The sequence below is a fragment of the bacterium genome (assembly GCA_030685015.1).
Lineage (GTDB): Bacteria > CAIWAD01 > CAIWAD01 > CAIWAD01 > CAIWAD01 > CAIWAD01.
Genome location: JAUXWS010000068.1, coordinates 34,046 through 51,013, shown reverse-complemented (window position 1 = coordinate 51,013; position 16,968 = coordinate 34,046). Strand labels below are relative to the sequence as shown.

At 69.9% G+C, this 16,968-nt stretch carries 12 protein-coding genes; 4 read left to right on the top strand and 8 right to left on the bottom strand.

The features are described 5' to 3' along the window. Positions 1-137: 137 nt before the first annotated feature. Positions 138-2,519 (top strand): endonuclease, encoded by a 2,382-nt coding sequence (locus Q8O14_10175; GenBank protein ID MDP2361106.1) that lies wholly within the window; start codon positions 138-140, stop codon positions 2,517-2,519. Between the two features lie 53 nt (positions 2,520-2,572). Here the strand turns inward: Q8O14_10175 and Q8O14_10170 are convergent, their stop codons facing one another. Further along, positions 2,573-4,450: a tetratricopeptide repeat protein gene (locus tag Q8O14_10170; GenBank protein ID MDP2361105.1), complete on the bottom strand. Its 1,878-nt coding sequence runs from the start codon at positions 4,448-4,450 to the stop codon at positions 2,573-2,575. Between the two features lie 254 nt (positions 4,451-4,704). Here Q8O14_10170 and Q8O14_10165 point away from each other — a divergent pair, with 254 nt between their 5' ends. From Q8O14_10165 to Q8O14_10155, 3 genes are all read left to right on the top strand, one after another. Continuing rightward, on the top strand, positions 4,705-7,371 hold the full coding sequence (locus Q8O14_10165; GenBank protein MDP2361104.1) for a S8 family serine peptidase: 2,667 nt from the start codon (positions 4,705-4,707) through the stop codon (positions 7,369-7,371). A 118-nt stretch (positions 7,372-7,489) separates the two neighbouring features. Then, positions 7,490-7,732, top strand: a complete 243-nt coding sequence (locus Q8O14_10160) for a hypothetical protein (GenBank protein MDP2361103.1) — start codon at positions 7,490-7,492, stop codon at positions 7,730-7,732. A gap of 51 nt (positions 7,733-7,783) precedes the next feature. Continuing rightward, positions 7,784-9,178, top strand: a complete 1,395-nt coding sequence (locus tag Q8O14_10155) for a S8 family serine peptidase (protein MDP2361102.1) — start codon at positions 7,784-7,786, stop codon at positions 9,176-9,178. Between the two features lie 28 nt (positions 9,179-9,206). Here Q8O14_10155 and speB read toward each other — a convergent pair whose 3' ends face one another. From speB to mreC, 7 genes are all read right to left on the bottom strand, one after another. After that, a complete protein-coding gene (gene speB / locus Q8O14_10150; protein ID MDP2361101.1) occupies positions 9,207-10,127 on the bottom strand; it encodes an agmatinase in 921 nt (306 codons plus the stop codon). Between the two features lie 36 nt (positions 10,128-10,163). Further along, on the bottom strand, positions 10,164-10,574 hold the full coding sequence (locus tag Q8O14_10145; protein MDP2361100.1) for an S-adenosylmethionine decarboxylase: 411 nt from the start codon (positions 10,572-10,574) through the stop codon (positions 10,164-10,166). Positions 10,575-10,844: 270 nt separating this feature from the next. After that, positions 10,845-12,158 carry a cyclic 2,3-diphosphoglycerate synthase gene (locus Q8O14_10140; protein ID MDP2361099.1) on the bottom strand — a complete coding sequence of 438 codons (1,314 nt, stop codon included), beginning with the start codon at positions 12,156-12,158 and terminating at the stop codon, positions 10,845-10,847. A 448-nt stretch (positions 12,159-12,606) separates the two neighbouring features. After that, positions 12,607-13,824 carry a rod shape-determining protein RodA gene (gene rodA / locus Q8O14_10135; GenBank protein ID MDP2361098.1) on the bottom strand — a complete coding sequence of 406 codons (1,218 nt, stop codon included), beginning with the start codon at positions 13,822-13,824 and terminating at the stop codon, positions 12,607-12,609. Positions 13,825-13,827: 3 nt separating this feature from the next. Beyond that, complete coding sequence (mrdA, locus tag Q8O14_10130) at positions 13,828-15,735, bottom strand: penicillin-binding protein 2 (protein MDP2361097.1); 1,908 nt, start codon at positions 15,733-15,735, stop codon at positions 13,828-13,830. Continuing rightward, the gene (locus Q8O14_10125) at positions 15,732-16,208 is read right to left on the bottom strand and encodes a hypothetical protein (GenBank protein MDP2361096.1); all 477 of its coding nucleotides are present in this window, start codon (positions 16,206-16,208) and stop codon (positions 15,732-15,734) included. The genes mrdA and Q8O14_10125 overlap by 4 nt, the downstream gene beginning before the upstream one ends. Next, a complete protein-coding gene (gene mreC, locus Q8O14_10120; protein MDP2361095.1) occupies positions 16,205-16,942 on the bottom strand; it encodes a rod shape-determining protein MreC in 738 nt (245 codons plus the stop codon). The genes Q8O14_10125 and mreC overlap by 4 nt, the downstream gene beginning before the upstream one ends. Between the last annotated feature and the right edge of the window lie 26 nt (positions 16,943-16,968).

The following is a 16,968-nucleotide window of genomic DNA, read 5'->3' as shown; positions in this document are numbered from 1 at the left end:
CGACCATCTGAACAAGGCGGTCCCCCGCTGCGGGGGGCCGCCTTCTCTTCAGCGCGCCACCTGCAGGCAGGCCGGCGCCTTGCCGATGAGAGTCCGGATCCCCGCCGGCGGGCGGGGCCTGAACGGGGGAATCCTGCGTGAAGCTGTTCATTCTACTGGCCTGCGTCTGTCTGGTCGCCGCCTCCCGGGCGGGCGAGCTCTTCATCAGCGAGTACTGCGAGGGGAGCAGCTTCAACAAGGCCATCGAGATCTACAACGGGACGGCGGCGACCATCCATCTGGCCGATCACCGGCTGGGCCTCGCCTCCAACGGCGCGGCCACCCCGACCCTGCACACCTTCAGCGGCAGCCTCGCTCCGGGTGCCGTGTTTGTGGTGGCCCATCCCAACGCCGCCCCCGCCCTGCTCGCCCTCGCCCATGCCACTTCCAGCACCTTCGCCAACTGGAACGGCAATGATTTCGTCGGACTCTACCGCATGCAGGGCGGCAGCCCCCTCCTCCTGGACGGCATCGGCGTGCTGGGCCAGGATCCCGGCGCCGGCTGGCCTGTGGCCGGCGTGGCCGCCGCCACCAAGGACCGCACCCTGGCCCGCAAGCCTGCTGTGGCGCAGGGCACGGTGGATTGGAGCCTGTCGGCGGGCACCAGTCCGGCGGATTCCCAGTGGGACGTGCTGCCCCAGGACACCTTCACGGGCTTCGGCAGCCATGCCGTGGACTCCGACAGCCCGCCCCTGGTGGCGAACGTGGCCCACCTGCCCGCCCTGCCCACGGACAGCCAGGCGGTGACGGTGAGCGCGGAGGTCAGCGACGATGGACTGCTGGCGCTGGTGGAACTGTCCTGGAGCGCCGGCGCCGCCTGGACCACAACGCCCATGAGTTCCGCGGCGGCGCCCCTTTGGCAGGGCCTCATTCCCGCCCAGCCGGCGGGCGCGCTGGTCGAGTACTTCGTGCGGGCGGTGGACGACCAGGACCTGGAAAGCGTCAGCGCCGGCGGCGGCTATCTGGTGGGCACGGATCCCATTCCCACGGACGCGGCGGCACCGGTCTTCCTCGAAAGCGGCCTGGCCCTGGGACAAGTGTCGACCACCGGCCTGGGCACGGCCACGGCCCATCTGGTCAACGAAGGGGAGCAGGCGGTCCACGTCAAGCGCATCGAGGTGGTGGGCGGTCCCTTCACGGTCTCCCCCGCCTCCGCCTGGATCCCGCCCGGCCAGGTCCTGGAGCTGCTGGTGCAGATCCAGCCGCCCCACAACCTCCATTACGAGGCCTGGCTGACCGCCAGCGGGGACTGGGGCGCCACGGCCTTGCCGCTGTCGGCGGACGGCGACTATCCGGGCACCACCTGGGACGGCACCTACAATCTGAGCGGCTCGGCCCTCAAGACCGTGCTGGCCGGCCTCGTCGCCGGGCAGACGCCCCTCTCCTACGACGCGGCGCGCCTGGCCATGTTCAGCAATCTTGACAACGTCGACGGCTGGGTGGAGTGCGTCTACACGGGCGCCCTCGTCCAGACGGCGGGCATTCCCGACCCCGCCGTGATGAACACGGAGCACACCTGGCCGCAGTCCTATGGCGCCGAGGGGGAGGCGCGCAGCGACCTGCACCACCTCTACCCCACCAACGCCTGGGTCAACAACAGCCGCGGCAACCTGCCCTTCGGCGTGGTGCTGAACTCCTCCCCGGGCTATCCCCTGGGCGGGTCCAACCGCGGCACCAACGCGGCGGGAGTCACCGTCTTCGAGCCGCGCGACCTGCACAAAGGGGATTGCGCCCGCGCCGTCATGTACTTCGCCCTGCGCTATGGCAACCGGGAGGGCTTCCTGGACATGGCCGCCCAGGAAGCGGTCCTGCGCGCCTGGCATCTGAGCGATCCCGTCTCCCCCAAGGAGACCACGCGCAACGCGGGCATCGCCGCCCTGCAGGCCAACCGCAATCCCTTCATCGAGCAGCCCGGCCTCCTCCTGCGCCTGGCCTCCCTGGCGGGCAGCGCCGACCTGCCGGCGGGGCCGGCCGCCCGCGTGATGCGGCCCGACACGCTGCGCCGGGCCTGCCCGGGCGAGCCGGTCACCGTGCAGCTTTGGCTGGGCAATCCGGGTGGCAGCCCCCTCATCATCCACAGCCTTGTCAGCGACGAGCCGGACTGCCTCGTTCCGGGCACCGTGCCGGCCAGCCTGGCCCCGGGCGCCGGCCTCCTCTTCCCGCTCACCATCCAGGGCCCCTGCGACGGCCAGGCCAATCTTCTGCTGGACAGTTCCGCCGGCCAGAGCGTGCTGCCCCTGTTCTGGACCTGGCTGACGCCGGGACTTGAAGCGCCGGACCTGTCCATCCAGCGGGAAGCCGGGGGAAGCCGCCTCACCTGGAACGCCATCCCCGGCGCCACGGCCTACCGCGTGGAGATCGCGCTCGAGGTCATGGGTCCCTGGATGCCGCTGGTTGTTCAGGAGGGGCAGGAGTTCTGGCTGGTGGACGGGCTGTGGCCGGAGGCGGCTTTTTTTCGGGTGGCGGCGCTGGACCTATGATGCGGGTCGATAGCGATAGCGATAGCGATACCGATATCGATGTGGAGGTGGCGTCAAGGCGTGGCCGGCTTCCCTGCCGATGTGAGGACGGTGGCCAGGCGCCTTTGACCGGCTCCACGATAAGGACTACTCAACACTTCTTGCAGGACCGCCCGGGCTGACGCGCTGTCGCCGGCCGCCAGGGCGGCCAGGCCCAGCCGGGTCTGGGCCAGGCCCAGGTTCCAGGCGGCGTCGGCCAGGTCGGGCCGCAGGCGCAGGGCAAGGCGGAAGGCTTCCGCCGCCCGCGCCGGCTCGCCTTGCTCCAGCCACAGACCGCCCAGGTTGTTCCAGGCCTTGGCGCAGGTCGGGTTCCAGGCCAGCTCCGCCCGGAAGAGGCTCTCGGCGCGGGCGGGGTCTACCCTCCAGGCCAGCAGGCCGAGGTTGAGCCGCACCTCGGGCAGGGCGGGGGCGTCCTCCAGCGCGTCCAAAAAGCAGGCGCGGGCGGAATCCGGCTGCTGCAGGCGCATCCAGGCGTTGCCCAGCTGGAAGGACTGCCAACCGCGTCGGCCCCCTTCCCCGGCCACTTCCTCATGGACCTGCCGCCAGGCCAGCACCGGCGCCGCCAGCAGGAGACCCAGCAGCAGCAGGCGGGCCGGGCGCAGGGGCAGTCGGCTGGGTGCGGGCTCGGGCACGGGGCGGCCCACCAGGTGCCGGGCCACCGTGCGCCAGACCCGGGGCAGGGCGTAGGCGGCCAGGTCGGCGGCGGGCAGGGCCAGCAGCGGCAGAAGGGGGAGGCGGAAGCGCCCGGTGATGAAGAAAGGAATGAAACTGGCCGCATACAGTAGCAAGGCGCCCAGCACCCAGGCGCGCAGGGCGGCGTGGCGGGGAAAGCCCAGGGCCAGTCCGGCCAGGCCGGGCAGCAGCAGGAGCCACCACGAAATGGGCAGGAGGGCGGCCATCCAAGGCCGCCGGGCGGCCAGGACGGCGGGACTGGTGTTGTTTCCCAGTTCCTCGGGGGCCAGGAGCAGGACGATCTTGCGTCCCCACAGGCGCGCCGCCTCGCCGGGATGGGTGCGCCACCAGTCCACCGCCCGCCGGGCATAGAAGCGGCTCTCCTCACCCGCCGTCAGGGGGCGCCCCGCCTCGCGCGTGGCCCAGCCGGCGGCGTCGGCCCGCTCCCAGGCGTGGCCGGCGCCAGGCAGCACGGCGCTCCAGCCGTTGGCGGCCGGGTTGTTGCCGATCCAGAGGTTGACGCCGCCCTGGCTGGCCACCAGCACGCCCGAACCCGGCCACCCGTTGATGGCCGCCACCAGGGCCAGGGGCGGCAGCCAGCCGCCCAGCCACCACAGCAGCCGCAGGCCACGGCGGGAGCGGCTCTCGCGCATCCGCCAGATCAGCAGCAGGGCGAGGAGGGCCAGCACCAGGGCGTTGGGGCGGGTGATGGCGGCCAGACCCAGGGCCAGGCCGAAGGCGAGGTCGCAGGGGCCGGGCGGTCTCTCCCCGGCCAGGAGCCAGGCGGTGGTGGCGGCCAGCAGCAAGAAGAGGACACCATGCTCCAGCAGGAGCTGGGGCTCGTAGTAGATCCATGCGGCGCAGCCACCCGCCAGGGCAAGGGCGGCCAGGCCGGCGGAGCGGCCCAGCCAGCGTCCGGCCAACCAGGTGAGCAGCAGGAGGCTGGCCACGCCCAGGGCCGTGCCCGCCCAGCGCAGGCCGGCGATGCCCAGTCCGGCCCTGTGGAGGAAGCCCAGCCACCAGGGATAGAGCGGCGCGCGGAAGTAGGGGATCTCGGGCGAGCCGCGGCCCGCCGCCAGGGCCTGGGCCCAGTCCCAGTGCAGGGCCTCGTCGACGGCGGGGGACAGGTAGAGGGGCAGCTGCTGGAAGGCCAAGTGCCAGTCCACGCGCAAGGCGAGGGCGGCCGCCAGGAGCAGCAGGGGCGCCAGCAGCCGTCTCATCCCCTCCTCCCGGCTGACAACTGTCTGGGAATCCAGATGCAGGCACCGACCAGGTGCTGAAGGCATGGGCTGAAGGTGCTATCCATCAACCGATTCCATCAAATCCATCCATCGAACTGGACCGGCTGGGCGAGGCACGATTATTGCGTCGTATTGACATTCAGCCCGGTGGGCACCATCCTGAAGGCCGCCCCGGGATTCATCGGTCCCAGCCTTGGACGCGGTTCGCAACATATCATAGGGGAGGATTCCTCTTGCGCCTCATCTCGATTCTGGCCGGCTGCCTGGTGGCCGCCACGACCCTGTCCGCCGCCCCCGGCGACGCCTATGTGCCCGGCCGCCTGTCGGTGCGCTTCCTGGAGCACCCGCAGATCAGCCGCACCCAGGGCGCCATCCGCCTGGGCGGGGACTTCGACCGCATCCTGGCCGACCATCCGGCCGCCGCGGTGGAGCCGCTCTATCCGGTCCTGCGCCGCCAGACGGTGCCGGACCTCTCCCTCAACTACGTCCTGACCTTCGACCACGCCCTGGACATGGAGAGCATGGCCGCCCTCTTCGAGGCGACGGGCAAGGTGGAATACGCCGAGCCCGACTACATCATGCCCGTCTACCGGACACCCAATGACCAGTACCTGGGCCAGCAGTGGACGATGAACCGCGTGCAGGCGCCCCAGGCCTGGGACCTCATCCCGGAGAACCCCAGCAACCCAGGCATGATCATCGCCATCATCGATTCCGGCGTGGACTGGAACCATCCCGACCTTATCAACCGCATCTGGGTCAATCCCGGCGAGGACCTGGACGGTGACGGCGCCATGCCCCCCACCGGCAGCACGCCCGGCGAAGCCGACGAGCGCAACGGGATCGACGACGATGGCAACGGCTACATCGACGATTTCTACGGCTGGGACTGGGTGAGCACCACCGGCTGCTCCGCCGGCGAGGACTGCACCGAGCCGGACAACAATCCGATGGACTTCAACGGCCATGGGACCCATGTCTCCGGCATCGCCGCCGCCCAGACCAACAACAGCATCGGCGTCGCCTCCATCGCGTGGGATGCCCGCATCATGTGCCTGCGCGCCGGCTACGACGCCGCAGACGGCAACGGCTACGTCATCCAGACGGCCGCCGCCCAGGCCATCTACTACGCCATCGAGAACGGCGCCAAGATCATCAGCATGAGCTTCGGCGGCAGCGGCACCGTCCGCAACCCCGCCACCGCCGCCTACAACAGCGGCCTGCTCTGCTTCCATGCCGCCGGCAACGACAACAGCACCGCGCAGGATCAGCTGGACTATTCCGTCGGCATGATCAGCGTCGCCTCCACCAGCTCCAACGACTGCAAGTCCGACTTCAGCAACTACGGCACCTGGGTGGACATCTCCGCCCCGGGCTCCGCCATCTACTCCACCATCTTCAACAACACCTACGCCAGCCTTTACGGCACCAGCATGGCCTGTCCCAACGCCGCCAGCCTGGCCGCCCTCATCTGGTGGATGAACCCCGAGCTGACCAATGCCGAGGTGCGCAGCCGCCTGCTGGGCACGGTGGACAACATCTACAACCTGGGCTGCAACAGCGCCTATGCGGGCATGCTGGGCACGGGGCGCATCAACGCCTACAAGGCGCTCATGAACATCCGGGAGACCACGGTCAGCCTGGGCGCCACCGCCGCCCTGGACATCAACGGCGGCCATCTGCTGGCGGGCGACACCCTGCGTGTGAACTATTCCATCACCAACACGGGGATCAACCCCACCGAGGAGTTGACCCTGACCTTGAGCTGCCCCGCCGGCGGCATCGAGATCCTGACGCCCAGCATCACCCTGCCCGTGCTGCCCACCGGCAGCACCTACCAGGGGAGCAATTGGCCGGCCCTCATCCGCATTGTCGATGACAGCCCCCAGTACCTGGACATCAGCCTCAGCGTCTCCACGCCCAACGCCAACACCCTGACCGCCACCCTGGAGGCCATGGTGGGGCTGCCCGACCTGCTTGTCTACGACGATTCCGCCGGCGAGGCCGGCATCCACTCGGCCTACCGCAACGCGTTGAAGGAGCGGGGCTGGATCTACGACTGGTACCGCAGCGCCACCGGGGACTTTCCCAACATCGCCGGGCTGGCCCTGGACATGAACCGCTACAGCTGGACGATCTACGCCTCGGGCCAGAACACCAGCACCCTGGATGCGGGCGAACAGACGCTCTTCGCGGCCTACGCCGCCAACCATCACTTGGTCGTCTCCAGCCAGTACGCCGACAGCGACCTGGCCGGCACGGATTTCTTCACCCAGGTGCTTGAGGCGCAAACGGGCACCTCCACCAGTGGCACGCGCGGGGCCCGGGGCGTGGCCGGCTCCGCCACCGAGGGTCTCTACCTCATCCTGCAGGGGGCGGGCGGCGCCGGCAACCAGGACGTGCCCATCACGGAGATCCTGCCCGCCGGCGACGGCGCCACCCTTTTCCTGGACAACAGCTCTGTCTTCTCCACGGGCATCCACACGGGCTTGGGCACCTACCGGCTGATCTACCTCAATTTCGCCCTGGAAGCGGCGGGCGGCGCCGGCGCCAGCCACAGCATCTCCGAGATCCTGCCCGTGCTGAAGGATTTCCTCTTCGCCACCCAGCTGGCTCCCGCCGCCGTCACACCGGCCGGGCCCCGGCTGTCGACCGCCTGGCCCAACCCCTTCAACCCGGTCACCCAGGTCGCCTTCCATCTGGAGCATCCGGCCCAGGTGCGGCTGGCCGCCTTCAACCTGCTCGGCCAGGAAGTCGCCCTCCTGGCGCAGGGACTGCTGCCCGGGGGCGAGCACCAGCGGCGCTTCGATGCCGCCGGACTGCCCAGCGGCCTCTACCTGCTGCGCCTCGAGCTGGACGGCCAGCCCGCTGGCCAGCAGAAGGCCATGTTGATCAAATGAAATCGACGTCAGTGGAAGGGCCGCGCGCGGCATCGGACCGCGGCGGAGACTTCGAGGGACGCTGACCCGACGGGGCGGCCTTTCCGCAAGGAAAGGCCGCTTTTCTTTGGAGGCCGCGATGGACTCGACAGGTGGCCATCATTCCCGCCAACTCCTGCTGGCGGCAGGGCTCCTGGTGGCGACACACGGTCTGGCGGCGGTGGCGCCCCCGGGCCATGGGGGCTGGCTGCCCGGCCGCCTCTCCCTCCGCTTCCTGGTGGACCCCGCTCCCGGCCTGGTCGAGGGGCGCCTCGACCTTGGCCCCGCCTTCCGCGAGGTCTTGGCCATGGTGCCCGAGGCCCGCCTGGAGCCGCTGTTCTGAACCGGGCGCCACGCCACGACGCCCGACCTGTCGCTCAACCACGTCCTCCTGGTGGACGAGGGGCGGGACATCCCGGCCTTGGCCGTCCGCTTCGAGGCCACTGGTCTGGTGGAATACGCCGAGCCCGACTGGCTGCTTCCCCTCTGCCGCACGCCCGACGATCCCCTGGTGGAGCAGCAATGGGCCCTGAGCCGGGTGGAGGCCTTCGCCGCCTGGGACCAGCTGCCCCTGGAGCCGGATTTTCCCCAGGCCATCATCGCCGTGGTGGATGCCGGCATGACCTGGACCCACGAGGACTTGCTCCAGCAGCTGTGGATCAACCCGGGGGAGGATCTGGACGGGGACGGCGCCCAGAGTCCCGACGAGATCCCCGGGGATCCCGACGACCGCAACGGCCTGGATGACGACGGGAACGGCTTCGTGGACGACTTCTTCGGCTGGGACTTCGTGCACACCACCAACGGCGCGCCAGGCGAGGACGTGCTGAACCAGGACAACAACCCCGTCAGCCTGAGCCCGCACGGCACCCAGGTGGCCGGCCTGGCCGGCGCCCGCGCCGACAACGGAAGGGGCATCGCCTCCCTCGCCTGGAACGCCCGCCTCATGCCCCTGCGGGCCGGATACCTGGCCGACGACGGGAACAGCTACATCATTTCCACCGCCGCCGCCCAAGCCATCTACTATGCCACGCTGCAGGGGGCGCGCCTCATCAACCTGAGTTTCAGCGGCTCCGGCACCGTGCGCACGCCGGCCACGGCCGCCTGGAACAGCGGCGTGCTCTGCCTCCACGCGGCCTCCGACATGCAGGACCAGCTGGACCTGGCGACGGGCATCGTCAGCGTGACGGCGACCAGCGCCCAGGACTGCGCTTTCTACTGCGGCGATTGGATCGATCTGGCCGCCCCCGGCTTCGACCTGCTCACCACCACCAACAGCGGCTACGAGCCGATCAGCGGCAGTTCCTTCGCCACGGCCATGGCCACCAGCCTGGCCGCCCTGCTGCTGGCGATGGATCCCACCCTGGACAACGTCGGCCTGCGCGGGCGCCTGCTGGCCACGGCCGACCCCATCGACGACCTGACCTGCAACGCCGGTTGCGCCACGGGCGCTGGCCGCATCAACGCCCGTCGCGCCCTGCAGAACGACACAGGCTTGGATCGCGTCTCCGTCCAGCGCCAGGGCGGCTCCCGGCTGGACCACCTGTGGCCGAACCCCTTCAATCCGATGGCGCGTGTGTCATTCCACCTGGAGCGCGCCGGCCAGGTGCGGCTGCTGGTCCACGATCTGCTCGGCCGGGAGGTGGCGCGCCCCCTGGCGGGCCTGTTGGCGCCCGGATGGCATGAGCTCCCCTTCGACGGGGGCGCCCTCGCCGCCGGGCTCTATCTGCTCAGGCTGGAAGTGGACGGACAGCCGGTGGACCAGCGAAAGGCCGTGCTGCTGAAGTGAGAGGGCTGCCCGGCGGTGGGGCGGCCGCTCAGGCCAATGGCGCCGGCCCGGGCAGGCGGGCGGCCGGATCCTCGCGGAAGATCTCGCCCAGGATGCGATGCACCAGGCGGGCGGCCAGGAAGTCGGGGGCCGCATTGCCGGGCAAGGGGCGGAGTTCCACCACGTCGAAGCCCACCACCTGGCTGTGGCGGCAGACCAGGCCCACCAGGTCCACCACCTGCACCCAGCTCAGGCCGCCCGGCTCAGGCGTTCCGGTGGCCGGCATCTGGCTGGAATCAAGGCCGTCCAGGTCGATGGTGAGCCAGGTGCGGGCGCTGAGCTGGGGCCGGATGCGCTCCAGCCAAGTCGCGTCCCGGTGGATGCGGTGGGCGGGGTGGACCCGCGCCGCGTCGATCACCGCAGCCTCGGCCGCGTCCAGAGAGCGGATCCCCACCTGGACAATGGGCCCCCCCTCCCGTGCCCGGGCCATGACACAGGCGTGGTTGCAGGGGGAGCCGTGGTACTCCTCCCGCGTGTCGGCGTGGGCGTCCACCTGCACCACGGTCAGGTCGCCATGGGCCGCCTGGGCGGCGCGGATGGCCCCGATGCTGACACTGTGCTCCCCCCCCAGCAGCACGGGCAGGCGCCCTGCCGCCAGGATGGCGCCCACCGCCTCCTCCACCCGATCCGCCAGGAGGCAGGGATCCTCCCTCCGCTCCACCGGGAGCGGGGCGAGGGTGCAGATGCCCAGCCGGTGCACCTCCGTGTGGCACTCCAGGTCGTAGAGCTCCACCTGGCTGGAGGCGGCCAGCAGGGCGGCCGGGCCGTGGTCGGCCCCCTTCTGGTAGGTCGAGGTGCCGTCGTAAGGCACGCCCAGCACGGCGACGCGGGCCTTGTCCCAGGCGCAGTCAGCCGCCTCGAGGCCAAGGAAATCCCCGCTGGCGCCGGCGACAAGCCGTTCCAGCAGCATGGGTGGTCCTGATGTTGGGGTCCGGGGTTGCCCGGCTTATCTCAGCCGCATCGGTTCCGATCCGTCGGTGCAGGCCTCGGCGGCGGATTCCACCAGCATGCCGCGGGGGAATTCGCTGCCGCGCTGCACCAGGTGCACCTCGGGCCTCCGGCTGCCGAAGGCCTCGATCAGGCGCTCGCGTGCACGATCCACGTCGAAGGTCTTGCACGAGAAGAGGTCCACGAAGCAATACTTCTTCCGGGGGAAGGTGTGGACCGAGATGTGGCTCTCCGCGATGATCACCGTGCCCGTGATGCCTTCGTCGTCGGGGACCAATCCCTCGTAGGGGAAGACATAGGGCTGGGTGATGCGGGTCATGCCGATTTCATCGGGCAGGGTGTTGAGGAGATTGAAGATGTAAGGCAGGTCAGACAGACGGTTCACGTCACACTCGCCCAAGTCGAGCATCAGGTGAGGGCCGAAGCCGGCGTCAACCATGGTCATGTCGCATAAAACCCCCTGTTCGGCGCGCGCTCACTGCCGCTACGCCATGAACCGGGTCCGCCTCGCCGCTACCAGCGGTCGACCTTGGGCGGCCCGGCAAGCTCGCCAGAAAAACAAGGCCCAATGATATGGGATGGGCTGGGCAATGTCAACCCGTCGCCCGGCCTTTTTTCACCACACCCGCCCAGGCGCCCCTGCCGGCAGTCGGCAGGGGGCACTGGGCGCGGGAATTGACTACAGGTATCGCTTCAGGGCGTCCACCAAGGTCGGCTGGCCGATCTCCTGCAGGTCGTAGTAGACCCGGGTGCAGGGGTGGGCGATCTTCACCACCCGCCGCAGGTCGATGGGCGTGCCGATGATGACGGCGTCGCACTCCGTGTCGTTGATGGTCCGCTCCAGATCCTTCACCTGCTGCTCGCCATAGCCCATGGCCGGGAGCAGGGTGCCGATCTCGGGATACTTCTCGAAGGTGGCGGCGATGGTGCCCGTGGCCCAGGGACGGGGGTCGACCGCCGCGGCGGCGCCGAAGCGCTCGGCGGCCACCATCCCGGCGCCGTAGGCCATCTCGCCGTGGGTGAGGGTGGGTCCGTCCTCCACCACCAGCACGCGCTTGCCCGTGATGATCCCCGGCTCGTCCACCTGGATGGGGCTGGCCGCGTCGATGACGAGGGCCCCGGGATTGACGAGGCGGCAGTTGGCGCGCACCTCCTCCACGTTCTCCGGCTGCGCCGTCTCGATCTTGTTGATGACGACGACGTCCGCCTTGCGCAGGTTGGTCTCGCCCGGATAATAGCTCAGCTCGTGCCCGGGACGGTGGGGGTCCACCACCACGATCTGGATGTCGGCCTTGTAGAAGGGCGTGTCATTGTTGCCGCCGTCCCACAGGATGATGTCCGCCTCCTTCTCCGCCTCGCGCAGGATCGCCTCGTAGTCCACGCCCGAGTAGATGACGCCGCCCATGGCGATGTGGGGCTCGTACTCCTCCATCTCCTCGATCGTGCACTTGTGCTTGGCCAGGTCCTCCAGGGCGGCGAAGCGCTGCACTTTCTGCGCGGCCAGGTCGCCGTAGGGCATGGGGTGGCGCACGGCCACCACCTTCTTCCCCGCGGCGCGCAGCAGCTCGATGACGCGGCGGGTGGTCTGGCTCTTGCCGCAGCCGGTGCGGCTGGCGCAGACGCTGATCACGGGCTTGGAGCTGGGCAGCTCCGTCAGGCGACCGCCCAGCATGCGGAAGTCGGCGCCGCAGGCGTTGACGAGGGCGGCCTTGTGCATCACCACCTCGTGCGGCACGTCGCTGTAGCTGAAGACGACCTCCTCGATCCCGTGGCGGGCGATGAGGTCGGCCAGTTCGCTCTCGTCATGGATGGGAATCCCCTGGGGATAAAGAGGACCCGCCAGTTCGGCGGGATAGCGGCGACCGTCGATGTCCGGGATCTGGGTGGCCGTGAAGCAGACCACCTCGTGGCGCTCATCGCCCCGGAAGACGCAGTTGAAATTGTGGAAATCGCGCCCTGCGGCGCCCATGATGAGAGTCTTGATGCGCTTCATCCAGCTCTCCCTTTATGTTTAATGGTTCCAGACCGGGGCAGCCTTCCCGTCCCGGCCGCATGTTGAACGGCTGCCAAGTTAGAAAAGGCGTGGGGCCATTGGGTCCAATGGGTTCTGCGGCGGTCCTCCCCGACCTTCTGGCATCCCAGCGATTGTTGTCAAATATGGTCCGCCCCGATCCGTCAATAGAAAAGCGCAGGTGAGGAGCGGCACATCGCATCCCAGCGAAGGCTGGGACCCCATGGGCCATCCCACCTGCATGCCCTCGCATCCTGGCTGCCGGAATCGTGCGGGCCAGGCGCCGCGCGGCGCCTGATCCATGGATGCTGGGCAGCCACGTGTCGAAGGTCTCGACAAGGGCCAGCCCACGGGACCCCACCTTCCGCTGGGGTGACAAACCGCAGCCAATCCCACGTGCACGCCCGTGGCTCGATGGCAGGCGACAGGATCAGGTCAGGGAGTCCCGACGATGCCAGGACAGGTTGAGCATGAGGCCCACCATTGCCATGCAGGTCCAGAGGAAGGTCCCGCCATAGGTCAGGAAAGGCAGGGGCAGGCCGGTCACCGGCATGATGCCCATGGCCATGCCCGTGTTCACCACCACATGGAAGAGGAGGATGGAGGCGAAACCGGTCATGGCCAGGCCGCTGAAGCCGTTGCGGTGCTTGAGGGCGATCACCATCGCCCGTGTCAGGAGGGCCCCGAAGAGGGCCAGCACGACCACGGCTCCGACAAAACCCCACTCCTCGCCCACCACGGCGAAGATGAAGTCGGTGTGGCGTTCAGGCAGGAAGGCCAGCTGGGTCTGTCCTCCTTCCATGTAGCCCTTGCCCCACCAGCCGCCGGAGCCGATGGCCACCTTGGACTGGATGATCTGGTAGCCGGCCCCCAGCGGATCCGACTCGGGATCGAGAAAGACCAGGATGCGCTTCTGCTGATAGTCATGGAGCAGGTCCCACAGCCAGGGCAGGGCGAAGCCGATGGTGGCGCTGAGGGAGAGGCTGGCCGCCATCGCCCCGATCCCCACCTCGCTGAAATAGAGGATGGCGGCGAGCAGCAGGATGAAGAGCAGCAGCACGAAGATGTTCAGGCTGCAGACAGCGGCGATGGCCGGCGAGAGCAGGATGAGCAGCCAGCTCCAGGGCAGGCCGGCGCGCACCAGCATGGGCACGGTGAGGAAGGCGTAGACGAGGGCCGTCCCCAGGTCGGGCTGGGCCGCCACCAGGAGCAGGGGAAGGCCGGCCAGGCCCAGGGCCGCCAGCACCCAGCGGGGTCGCGCCAGGTCGACCCGGTTGTCGGAGAGGAGGCGGGCCAGGGCCAGGACGAGAGCCACCTTGCCCAGTTCCGATGGCTGGAAGTGCAGGTCGCCCACCCCCAGCCAGCGCTCGGCCCCCATCCCCGCCAGACCCATCAGATCCACCAGCAGGAGCAGCACGACGGCCAGACCGTAGGCCAGCCAGCTCACCGCGAACCAGAAGGAGGGCGGCGCCAGGGCACAGACCAGGAGGAGGGGCAGGCCCAGCCCTAGCCACATTAGTTGGCGCAGGCCATAGTCGAGGTCGCGCGCGCCCGAGGCGCTGTGCAGCATGATGACGCCGATGGCCGCCAGGGCCAGGAAGCTGAGCAGGATCGTCCAGTCCAGCCGGCGCTTGAGGGAATCCAGCATGGCCTACTCCGCTCCCCGGCGCAGCATGGGCGGCTGCGCACCGTGTCCGGCGCGGGGAGGCTCTCGCACCGGGAGGAGGACCGGCAGCCGCTGCGGCGGTAGCATGGCCTCGATCGGCTCACTGGCGGACAGCTCCACCGGCCAGCGTCCTTCCCGCTGGTCCAGCCAGGCCTCGAAGAGGGCGGTGGCCAGCGGGGCGGCCTGCGAGCTGCCATGCCCGGCGTTCTCCACCACCACCACCGCCGCCACCTCCGGCTCCGGCTCCGGCATCCAGCCCATGTACCAGGCGTGGGCCTCGCCATGGGGATTCTCCGCCGTGCCCGTCTTGCCCGCCGCCCGGAAGCGCAGACGCCGCTGGGCATGGGCCGTGCCTCCCGGTACTTCCACCACGGCCTGGGAGGCGGCCTCCACCATGGCCCAGGTGCGGGGCGAGAGCTTGACTTGCAGCAACGGATAGGAAAGGAGGCGCTCCTCGCCGCTGGCATGATCCACCAGGCGGACGCCGAGGTGGGGCGTCGGACCCCGCCCGCGTCCGGCCAGAATGCCGGCGTAGCGCAGGATCTGCATGGGCGTCACCAGGATCTCCCCCTGCCCGATGGCCAGATTGAGCATCACGCCCTGGGTCCAGCGTCGCGCTCCGAAGCGCCGGTCGAACCAGGCGTTGTCCGGCATGAGGCCCTCCTTCTCCCCGTCCAGGTCGCACCCGGAGGCCTCGGTCAGGCCGAACCAGGAGGCGGCCTCGCGGATGTGGTCGGGACTCAGCTTGAGGCCCAGCTGATAGAAGTAGACGTCGCAGCTCTGCTGGATGGCCTTGTGCATGCTCACCGTGCCGTGACCGCCCTCATTCCAGCAGCGGGCCGTGCGTGAGCCAAGCTGCAAGGCGCCGGTGCAGGTCACGCTCCAGTTCTCGTCCACGATCCCCTTCTCCAGCGCCCAGGCCGCCAGGGCGATCTTGAAGACCGAACCGGGCGGATAGAGGCCCTGGATGGCCCGGTTGAGCAGGGGGCGGGCCTCCGCGTCGTTGAGCATGGACCAGATCTCCGGCGGCATGCGGCCGCTGAACCAGTCCAGGCGGAAGTCGGGCTTGCTCACCAGCGCGAGCAGGCGCCCGCTGCGCACCTCCATGAGCAGGATGGCGCCGCGGCCGCCCTCCAGCATGGATTCGGCCAGGCGCTGGAGATCCCGGTCCAGGCCCGTCTCCAGGTCCATGCCGTTGACCGGGGCCTCCTGCGGCAAATGCGCGGCGTGGCCCAGGACACGGCCATGGACGTCCACCCGCAGGTACTCCACGCCCTTGAGGCCGCGCAATTCGGCGTCATGGTGGCGCTCCAGGCCCCGCCGTCCCACCAGGTCCCCGGGGGTGCCGTCCGCCAGCAGGCCGCGGGTCAGCTCCTCCTCGCTCACCTCGCCCAGATAGCCCAGGAGATGGGGCGCCAGGGGCTCCGGGTACTCACGGCGGGGTTCCACCTGGACCTGCAGGCCGGGGAAGTCGAGGCGGTACTCGGCCAGATGGGCGCGCTGGTCGAAGGTGATGTCGGGGACCAGCTTGACCGCCTTCAGGCTGTGACGGCCGCCCTGGGCCAGGCGGCGGTAGAGGAAGGCCTCCTCCCAGCCGAAGGTGGCGGCCAGCTTCCGCACGGTGCTGCTGTCCCGCAGCAGGTGGGCGGGGATGCCGAACAGGGTGTAGGATGGCCGGTTGCCCGCCAGGACGCGGCCCTGGCGGTCCAGCAGCAGGCCCCGGTGGGGGGCGATCTCCTGGGTGCGGATCTGGTTGCGCCGGCTGCGGTCGTCCCAGCCTTCGCGTCCGATGATCTGCAGTTGCGCCAGGCGGCCCAGCAGGAGCAGGAGCAGGCCCGCCTGGGCCAGCACCAGCACGGTGCCCCGCCGCTGGATGTCCGTCGGCTGCTTCACCGGCGCCCGTCCGCGCCGCGGCCGGGAGTCAGCGCGATGAGGACGGCCAGCAGCGCCACGGTGTAGGCCCAGACCGGCAGGGCCAGTCCCAGGCTGGTGTCGAGGATGCGATAGTCCAGGCCGCGGTGGCGCAGATGGGCCTGGAAAAGCTCCAGGGGCGCCAGAATGGCGGCAAGGCGGACCAGGCTCCGCCAGGCCGGAAGGCGCAGGCCGGCCGAGACCCAGAGGGCGGTGAAGAAGGCGGCGCTGCTGCCGGCCAGGGCCGAGGCGCCAAGCGGGTCCTGGGCGCCGGCCAGGTCCGCCCCCAGCCCGGCGAGGAAGCCGAGCAGGGCGGCCTGCCAGGGCGGCAGGGGCGCCGCCGCCCACATGATGCCGATGAGCAGCAGATCCGGCGAGCGGCCCTGGATGGCCAGGAGGTCGCCCCAGCTCAGATGCAGAAGCAGGCAGAATGCCAGCAGCAGCCAGCGCATCATGGGGCCGCCCCTTCGGCCTGCTCCCGCTTGCCCACCAGATAGGCCTCCTCGATGCTGGCCAGGCGGCGGATGGGCTGGACGCGCACTTCCCGGAACATGCCGCCGCTCTCCATCACGCGTGAGACGATGCCCACGGGCAGGCCGCCGGGGAAGCGCGATCCGGTCCAGGCGCTGAGCACCGTGTCCCCCGTCGCCACCGGACTGGAGAAAGGGATGTCCATCAGGACCAGCTCACCGGCCCCGCCGGCCAGGATGCCCTCCTCGCGGCTGCGCTTGAGCAGGGCCCGCAAGCGGAAGTCGCGATGACCCAGAAGGAGGGCGCGGCACTCGCCCGCCCCCACGTCGACCACCAGGCCGGCCAATCCCCAGGGCGTGACCAGCGCCTCGCCGCCGGTCACACCGTCGACGCGCCCCCGGTCCAGCACCACGCTGTGGGTGCCGAAAGGACTGGAGCGGGCGATGACCCGCGCCGGCAGGTAGCTGAGACCGGGGCGGGGCTCCAGGCCCAGCATCTCCTCCAGGCGTCCTGCTTCGCGGGCCAACTCCTGGAGGCGGCTGCTCTCCACGAAGAGCACGGTGGCGCGCCGGCGCAGCTCGCGGTTCTCGCGGGCCAGGTCCAGACGCTGGGGCATCCAGTTGACCAGGCTGAGGGGGATGGCGGCCAGGCGGGCGGCGGAGGCGCGGAAGACCAGGGCCGGATAGCTGTCCTGGGCCAGGATGATGAGGCAGGACAACAGGCTGAGTCCGCTCCAGACGGCCC

Coding starts and splice junctions, on each gene's coding strand:
- Q8O14_10170 (MDP2361105.1), bottom strand. CDS start 4,450: ATGAGACGGCTGCTGGCGCCCCTGCTGCTCCTGGCGGCCGCCCTCGCC.
- Q8O14_10160 (MDP2361103.1), top strand. CDS start 7,490: ATGGACTCGACAGGTGGCCATCATTCCCGCCAACTCCTGCTGGCGGCA.
- speB (MDP2361101.1), bottom strand. CDS start 10,127: ATGCTGCTGGAACGGCTTGTCGCCGGCGCCAGCGGGGATTTCCTTGGC.
- Q8O14_10145 (MDP2361100.1), bottom strand. CDS start 10,574: ATGCTCGACTTGGGCGAGTGTGACGTGAACCGTCTGTCTGACCTGCCT.
- Q8O14_10140 (MDP2361099.1), bottom strand. CDS start 12,158: ATGAAGCGCATCAAGACTCTCATCATGGGCGCCGCAGGGCGCGATTTC.
- rodA (MDP2361098.1), bottom strand. CDS start 13,824: ATGCTGGATTCCCTCAAGCGCCGGCTGGACTGGACGATCCTGCTCAGC.
- Q8O14_10125 (MDP2361096.1), bottom strand. CDS start 16,208: ATGATGCGCTGGCTGCTGCTGGCATTCTGCCTGCTTCTGCATCTGAGC.